The organism is Rhodopseudomonas rhenobacensis, from assembly GCF_014203125.1.
Taxonomy (GTDB): domain Bacteria; phylum Pseudomonadota; class Alphaproteobacteria; order Rhizobiales; family Xanthobacteraceae; genus Rhodopseudomonas_A; species Rhodopseudomonas_A rhenobacensis.
The window spans coordinates 25,299-31,939 of the sequence record NZ_JACHIH010000043.1 but is presented as its reverse complement, the minus strand read 5'-3'; the positions used below and the strand labels follow the sequence as shown (position 1 = coordinate 31,939).

Annotated in this window: 6 protein-coding genes; all 6 read left to right on the top strand. The window is 65.6% G+C overall.

Annotation, left to right across the window (positions count from 1 at the left end; all coding sequences use genetic code 11):
* The first annotated feature begins 280 nt into the window (after positions 1 to 280).
* A complete protein-coding gene (locus HNR60_RS22140; protein ID WP_184262225.1) occupies positions 281 to 1,045 on the top strand; it encodes an ABC transporter ATP-binding protein in 765 nt (254 codons plus the stop codon).
* A gap of 232 nt (positions 1,046 to 1,277) precedes the next feature.
* Positions 1,278 to 2,000, top strand: coding sequence for an ABC transporter ATP-binding protein (locus HNR60_RS22135; protein ID WP_184262223.1), 723 nt, complete (start codon positions 1,278 to 1,280; stop codon positions 1,998 to 2,000).
* Between the two features lie 121 nt (positions 2,001 to 2,121).
* The gene (locus tag HNR60_RS22130; RefSeq protein WP_184262220.1) at positions 2,122 to 3,141 is read left to right on the top strand and encodes a branched-chain amino acid ABC transporter permease; all 1,020 of its coding nucleotides are present in this window, start codon (positions 2,122 to 2,124) and stop codon (positions 3,139 to 3,141) included.
* Positions 3,142 to 3,151: 10 nt separating this feature from the next.
* The gene (locus HNR60_RS22125; protein ID WP_184262218.1) at positions 3,152 to 4,225 is read left to right on the top strand and encodes a branched-chain amino acid ABC transporter permease; all 1,074 of its coding nucleotides are present in this window, start codon (positions 3,152 to 3,154) and stop codon (positions 4,223 to 4,225) included.
* Between the two features lie 116 nt (positions 4,226 to 4,341).
* On the top strand, positions 4,342 to 4,845 hold the full coding sequence (locus HNR60_RS22120) for a DUF1993 domain-containing protein (RefSeq protein ID WP_184262216.1): 504 nt from the start codon (positions 4,342 to 4,344) through the stop codon (positions 4,843 to 4,845).
* Positions 4,846 to 5,040: 195 nt separating this feature from the next.
* The gene (locus HNR60_RS22115) at positions 5,041 to 6,144 is read left to right on the top strand and encodes an alkene reductase (protein WP_184262214.1); all 1,104 of its coding nucleotides are present in this window, start codon (positions 5,041 to 5,043) and stop codon (positions 6,142 to 6,144) included.
* Positions 6,145 to 6,641 lie beyond the last annotated feature (497 nt).

Sequence of the window (6,641 nt, the reverse complement as noted above, 5' to 3'; positions counted from 1 at the left end):
GGTGGGGGGGGGGCTGTTAGCTCCGCCCTGCGTCGTTTTTTTTGTGGGGGGCGGGGAATCTGCCCCCCCCCCGGGGGGGGGGGGGGGGGGGGGGCGGGGGCCGGGGGGGGCGGGGGGGGGGGGGGGGGGGGGGGGGGGCCCCCCCCCCCCCCCTCGCCGCGAGATATGACTCGTTGAGAGGCCCCCTCACCCGACCCGGCTCCGCTGCGCTTCGCCGGGTCGACCTCTCCCCGCAAGCGGGGAGAGGTGAAAGCGCCTGCCGCTCGCACAGTGAGTCCCGATGACCAGCCTGGAAACCCAATCGCTGACCATCCGTTTCGGCGGCCATGTCGCCGTCAACGCGGTGAGCTGCACGTTTCGGCCGGGCGAACTCACCGCCATCGTCGGCCCGAACGGCGCCGGCAAGACTACGTACTTCAATTTGATCTCCGGACAGCTGCGGCCGAGCAGCGGCCGCATTCTGTTCGAGGGAAACGACATCACCAAGCTCACCGCGCCGCTGCGCACCCGCGCCGGGCTCGGCCGCGCGTTCCAGCTCACCAATCTGTTTCCGACGCTGAGCGTCGAGGAGAACGTGCGGCTCGCGGTGCAGGCGCATAGCGGCACGCATTACGACATGCTGCGGCCATGGCGCACCCGGCGCGACCTGATCGCGCGCGCCGACGCGATTCTCGACAGCGTGGCACTCGGCCCGCGCCGAAACGTCGCGGCGACCGTCTTGTCGCACGGCGACCAGCGCAAACTCGAGGTGGCGCTGATGATGGCGCTGCAGCCGAAAGTGTTCATGTTCGACGAACCCACCGCCGGGATGAGCGTCGACGAGGTCCCGGTGGTGCTCGACCTGATCGCACGGCTGAAGGCGGATAGCAGCAAGATCATCCTGTTGGTCGAGCACAAGATGGATGTGGTGCGCTCGCTCGCCGACCGCATCATCGTGCTGCACAACGGCCAATTGGTCGCCGACGGCAAGCCCGCCGAAGTGATCGCCTCGCCGATCGTGCAGGAAGCCTATCTCGGCATCGCGCCGCCGCGGAGCGCGGCATGAGCATGATGTTGGTGAAGTCCTCGCCCCGACCACGGCCGAGCTCCCTCTCCCTTGCGGGGAGGGCTGGGGTGGGGGTCGACAACGGAAACGTTTACTGCGGAGACCCCCACCCCCGCCCCCTGCCCGCAAGGGGGAGGGGAGAAGGCGCGGCGACCGCTGAACTAATTCAGCTCGACACGGCGCGAGGGGAAGACTCTCCAACAGTCGCCCTCCGCGCGAAAGCGAGCGTCGCATGACCGACCTGCTCACGCTCTCCGGCGTGCACACCCATATCGGCCGCTATCACATTCTGCATGGCGTCGATTTCGCGATTCCCGAAGGCCAGACCACCATGCTGCTCGGCCGCAACGGCGCCGGCAAGACCACAACCTTGCGCACCATCATGGGGCTGTGGCCGGCCTCCGCCGGCAGCATCACGCTCGCCGGCCAGCGCATCGAGAAAATCGCCACGCCGGAGATCGCCCGGCTCGGCGTCGGCTACGTGCCCGAGAGCATGGCGGTGTTCTCCGACCTCACGGTCAAGGAGAATCTGGTGCTTGCGGCGCGCGATGGCGCGCCGGACACCGCAAGACTGGAGTGGATCTTCGGCTTCTTCCCGGCGCTGAAAAAATTCTGGCTGTCGCGGGCGGGCGCGCTGTCCGGCGGGCAGAAGCAGATGCTGTCGATTGCGCGGGCCATCGTCGAGCCGCGGCAACTGCTACTGATCGACGAGCCCACCAAGGGGCTGGCGCCGGCGATCATCGGCGCGTTGATCGACTGCTTCGCCGAGCTGAAGCGCCGCGGCGCCACCATCCTCTTGGTCGAGCAGAATTTCCACGCCGCGCGCGAGATCGGCGACGCCGTGCTGGTGATGGACAACGGCGCCATCGTGCATCGCGGCGGCATGGCCGACCTGGCCAATGACATCCCGCTGCAGGAGCGGCTGCTCGGCCTCAGCCTGGAGGCGCATCAATGACGTTCAACACCGCCCTCTCCCCGTCATTGCGAGCCGAAGGCGAAGCAATCCAGCAGCGCCTGGCACGGAGCCCCAGGATTGCTGCGTCGCTTCGCTCCTCGCAATGACGATCGTGCCCCACATGACCGACGTCCCCGCACAATCCGCTTCCGAACCGCTGCCGAAGCAGCCGCGCGATCTGTTGCCGCTGCTGCTGCCGGTGCTGCTGGCGCTCGCCATGCTGCCGCTGATCGGCTCCGGCTCGACCTGGATCACGCTGACCGTGGCAAGCCTCGCCATGGGCATGATGATCTTCATCATGGCCTCAGGGCTGACGCTGGTGTTCGGGCTGATGGACGTGCTGAATTTCGGCCACGGCGCCTTCATCGCGGTCGGCGCCTATGTGGCGACGCTGGTGCTGTTGCCGCTGGCGAGCTGGGTGCAAGCCGACTCGCTCTGGCTCAATCTCGCGGTGCTGGCGCCGGCGGCGCTCGCCGCGATGGCGGTGTCGGGCGCGCTCGGCCTCGTCGTCGAGCGGGTGCTGATCCTGCCGGTCTATGGCCAGCATCTGAAGCAGATTTTGATGACCACCGGCGGGCTGATTGTCGCGGAGCAGGCGCTGTATGCGCTGTGGGGTCCGCAGATCATTCCGCTGCCGTTGCCGACGTCGTTGCGCGGTTCGTTCATCCTCGGCGACGTCGCGATCGCCAAATATCGCCTGCTGGCGATGGGCGTCGGGCTCGCGGTGTTCGTCGGCATCCAACTGGTGCTGACCCGCAGCAAGATCGGGCTGTTGATCCGCGCCGGCGTCGAGAACCGCGAAATGGTGGAGGCGCTCGGCTATCACATCAAGCGGCTGTTTCTCGGCGTGTTCATGGTCGGCTCGGCGCTGGCGGGCTTGGGCGGCATCATGTGGGCGCTATATCGCGAGCAGGTGCATGCCTCGATGGGCAACGATCTCACCGTGCTGGTGTTCATCGTCGTGATCATAGGTGGGCTCGGCTCGATCGGCGGCTGCTTCATCGGCGCCATTCTGGTCGCCATGGTGGCGAATTACGGCGGCTTCCTGCTGCCGAAACTGGCGCTGGTGTCGAACATCCTGTTGATGGTCGCGATCCTGATGTGGCGGCCGCGCGGGCTCTATGCGGTGACAAGCCGATGAGGATTTGCCGATGATGCTTCTGTCGGGCGATCCGCCGCGCAGCCGGCTGCTCAGCGTGCTGTTGATCGCCATCGTCCTCGGCCTGGCGCTGGCGCCGTTGCTGTTTCCCGGCGCCAAGGCGCTGAATGTCGCCACAAAAATCTGTATCTTTGCCGCCCTGGTCGCGTCCTACGACCTGTTGCTCGGCTACACCGGCACGGTGTCGTTCGCGCATACCATGTTCTACGGCATCGGCTCTTACGCGATCGCCATCGCGCTGTATTCGCTGGGGCCGAGCTGGAGCGCAATCGCGATCGGGCTTGTGATCGGCCTGCCGCTGGCCGCATTGCTGGCGCTGGCGATCGGGCTGTTCTCGCTGCGGGTCGAGGCGATCTTCTTTGCGATGATCACGCTGGCGGTGGCCTCTGCGTTTCTGGTGCTGGCCTCGCAATTGTCGTGGCTGACCGGCGGCGAGGACGGCCGCAGCTTCCAACTGCCGGAATTGCTGCGCCCCGGCACGGTGTTCGTGAAGAACTTCTTCGGCGTCCCGCTGAACGGCCGCACCCTGACCTACTACATCATCTTCATCGGCTGCGCGGCGATGATCCTCGGGCTGTTGCGGGTGGTGAATTCGCCGTTCGGACGCGTCTTGCAGGCGGTGCGCGAGAACAGATTCCGCGCCGAGGCGCTGGGCTATCGCACGGTGTTTCACCTCACTTACGCCAACGTGCTGGCGGCGCTGGTCGCGGCCTCCGCCGGCGCCCTGAACGCGATGGCGCTGCGCTATGCCGGCCCCGACACCTCGCTGTCATTTGCGATCATGCTGGACATTCTGCTGATGGTGGTGATCGGCGGCATGGGCACGATCTACGGCGCGATCATTGGGGCGGCGATCTTCATCCTGGCGCAGAATTATCTGCAGGCGCTGATGGGACTTGCGTCCAACGCCGCCGCCGAGGCCGGGCTGCCGCTGTTGCCGGGGCTGTTGCATCCCGACCGCTGGCTGCTGTGGCTCGGGCTGTTGTTCATCGCCAGCGTGTATTTCTTCCCGACCGGCATCGTCGGCCGGCTGCGGCAAACCGCGCACCACGCCACCACGCGATAAAAATCTTCTGCTCTGCGCCGTCTCGGCGGTTGATTCCGCCTGCGCAGTTCCCAAATTCATGCAGCAGCATCTTTTTACCCTCCGCGCTGCGCCCTCTCCTTGAAAACGAGCATCACATGTCCTTTTACGATTTCGCCGTGCCGGCCTATTTGCAAATGCTTGGCAGCCTGTCCGCCAGCCTGAAAAAGGCCGAGGCCTATGCCGCTTCCAGAAAGATCGAGCCGGCGACGCTGCTCGGCAGCCGGCTGTTTCCGGACATGCTGCCGTTGACCCGGCAGGTTCAGCTCGCCTGCGATTTCGCCACCAAGGGCGCCGCCCGGCTCTCCGGCAGCGAAGTGCCGGTGACGCCGGACACCGAGACCAGCTTTGACGAATTGCAGCAGCGCATCGCCAAGACCATCGCCTACCTGAAGGGCTTCAAGCCCGCGCAATTCGACAGCGCCGCGACCCGCGACATCACCTTCCCGAGCGGCCCGGCCAAGACCACGACCCTCACCGGCCAGCAATTCCTCAGCCGGTTTTCGCTGCCGAACTTCTATTTCCACGTCAGCACCGCGCACGGCATCCTGCGGATGTGCGGCGTCGATGTCGGCAAGCACGACTTCCTCGGCGCCAACTGACCGGGATCGGCTTTCGGTGACAGCTTTCGGCCACCGCGACGGTGGCCGAAAGCGCATTCATGCTGAATCGTTTCTGACCGCATATCAGGCATTGCAATTCATCATGCAAGCGCATCTATTTTAGGCGATCGCATTGCCATTCTGGCGCGCCGTACACAGTTCAAGCCCATTGCAATCGTCCAGGACCCCTCCCCCATGAGCACTCCGACCAAATTGTTCGAGCCCTACAAGCTCGGCCCGATCACGCTGTCGAACCGCACCGTGATGGCGCCATTGACCCGCAACCGCGCCGTCGCCGGCTTCGTGCCCAATCCATTGGCGATCGATTATTACGGCCAGCGCGCCAGCGCCGGGCTGCTGATTACCGAGGCCAGCCAGATTTCGCAGCAGGGCCAGGGCTATCAGGACACCCCGGGCATCTATTCCAAAGAGCAGGTCGCCGGCTGGCGCAAGGTCACCGACGAGGTGCACAACAACGGCGGCAAGATCTTCATCCAGCTCTGGCACGTCGGCCGCATCTCGCATGTCGACCTGCAGCCGAACCACGGCGCGCCGGTCGCGCCCTCGGCGATCCGCGCCAACACCAAGACCTATGTGGGCGGGCAGTTCGCCGACGTCTCCGAGCCGCGCGCGCTGGAACTCAACGAACTCCCCGGCATCATCGCGGATTATCGCAAGGCCGCCGCCAACGCCATCGAGGCCGGCTTCGACGGCGTCGAGATCCACGGCGCCAACGGCTATCTGCTCGACCAGTTCGCCCGCGACTCGAGCAACAAGCGCACCGATTCTTATGGCGGCTCCATCGAGAACCGCGCCAAGCTGATGATCGAGGTGTCCAAGGCCGTGGTCGAAGAAATCGGCGCCGAGAAGACCGGCATCAGGATTTCGCCGGTGACGCCGGCCAACGACGTCTCCGACTCGAACCCGCAGGCGTTGTTCGACTACATCGTCGACGAGCTGAACAAGTTGAAGCTGGTCTATATCCACGTCATCGAGGGCTCGACCGGCGGCCCGCGCGACAATCTGCCGTTCGACTATGCGAGCCTGCGCGAGCGTTTCCACGGCACCTACATCGCCAACAACGCCTACGATCTGGCTCTGGCCAACAAGGTGCTGGCGGCCAACGAGGCGGACTTGATCGCGTTCGGCAAATTGTTCATCGCCAATCCCGACCTGGTCGAACGGCTGCGTCGCGGCGGCCCGTTCAACGAGCCCGACAAGGCAACGTTCTACGGCGGCGGCGCCAAGGGCTACACCGACTACCCGACGCTGGATGAGAAGCTGCAGGCGGCGCAGTAAGCGCGCCTCGGCTTGACAGCGCTGCGGATCCGGCCGGCGAAATCCAGCTCTGGCCCCACCGCGTCATGCCCGGCCTTGTGCCGGGCATCCACGCCCACAAGCGAGGCCATCGATGTGTCCGTGGATGGCCGGGACAAGCCCGGCCATGACGTGGAGAGGGCGAGGTCTTTCGAGACACTTCCGGCGCAGAAACGACGGCAACTTTGAGTTCGCCGTTGTTCGCTTGATAGAAAAGGCCGGGATCGCTCACGGCCTTTGTGTCGTTTCGATCGCGCTCGCCGCATCGGCAGCGAGCCCCCTCGCTCCGCTTGCGGGGAGAGGGTTGGGGTGAGGGCGCGCGGAGATCTGCCGAGACGCCCCCTCACCCGGATCGCTCGCTGCGCTCGCAATCCGACCTCTCCCCGCACGCGGGGAGAGGTGACGCAGTGCCTGCGGCACGGATTTCGGCAACGGCGAGCCTCTGCCACGAGCCAGCGCCTCGTAACAAACAAAAGGCC

Bases quoted from the DNA above. Each gene is read 5' to 3' on its own strand.
- HNR60_RS22140 (WP_184262225.1), top strand. From the start codon at position 281: ATGACCAGCCTGGAAACCCAATCGCTGACCATCCGTTTCGGCGGCCAT.
- HNR60_RS22135 (WP_184262223.1), top strand. From the start codon at position 1,278: ATGACCGACCTGCTCACGCTCTCCGGCGTGCACACCCATATCGGCCGC.
- HNR60_RS22130 (WP_184262220.1), top strand. From the start codon at position 2,122: ATGACCGACGTCCCCGCACAATCCGCTTCCGAACCGCTGCCGAAGCAG.
- HNR60_RS22125 (WP_184262218.1), top strand. From the start codon at position 3,152: ATGATGCTTCTGTCGGGCGATCCGCCGCGCAGCCGGCTGCTCAGCGTG.
- HNR60_RS22120 (WP_184262216.1), top strand. From the start codon at position 4,342: ATGTCCTTTTACGATTTCGCCGTGCCGGCCTATTTGCAAATGCTTGGC.
- HNR60_RS22115 (WP_184262214.1), top strand. From the start codon at position 5,041: ATGAGCACTCCGACCAAATTGTTCGAGCCCTACAAGCTCGGCCCGATC.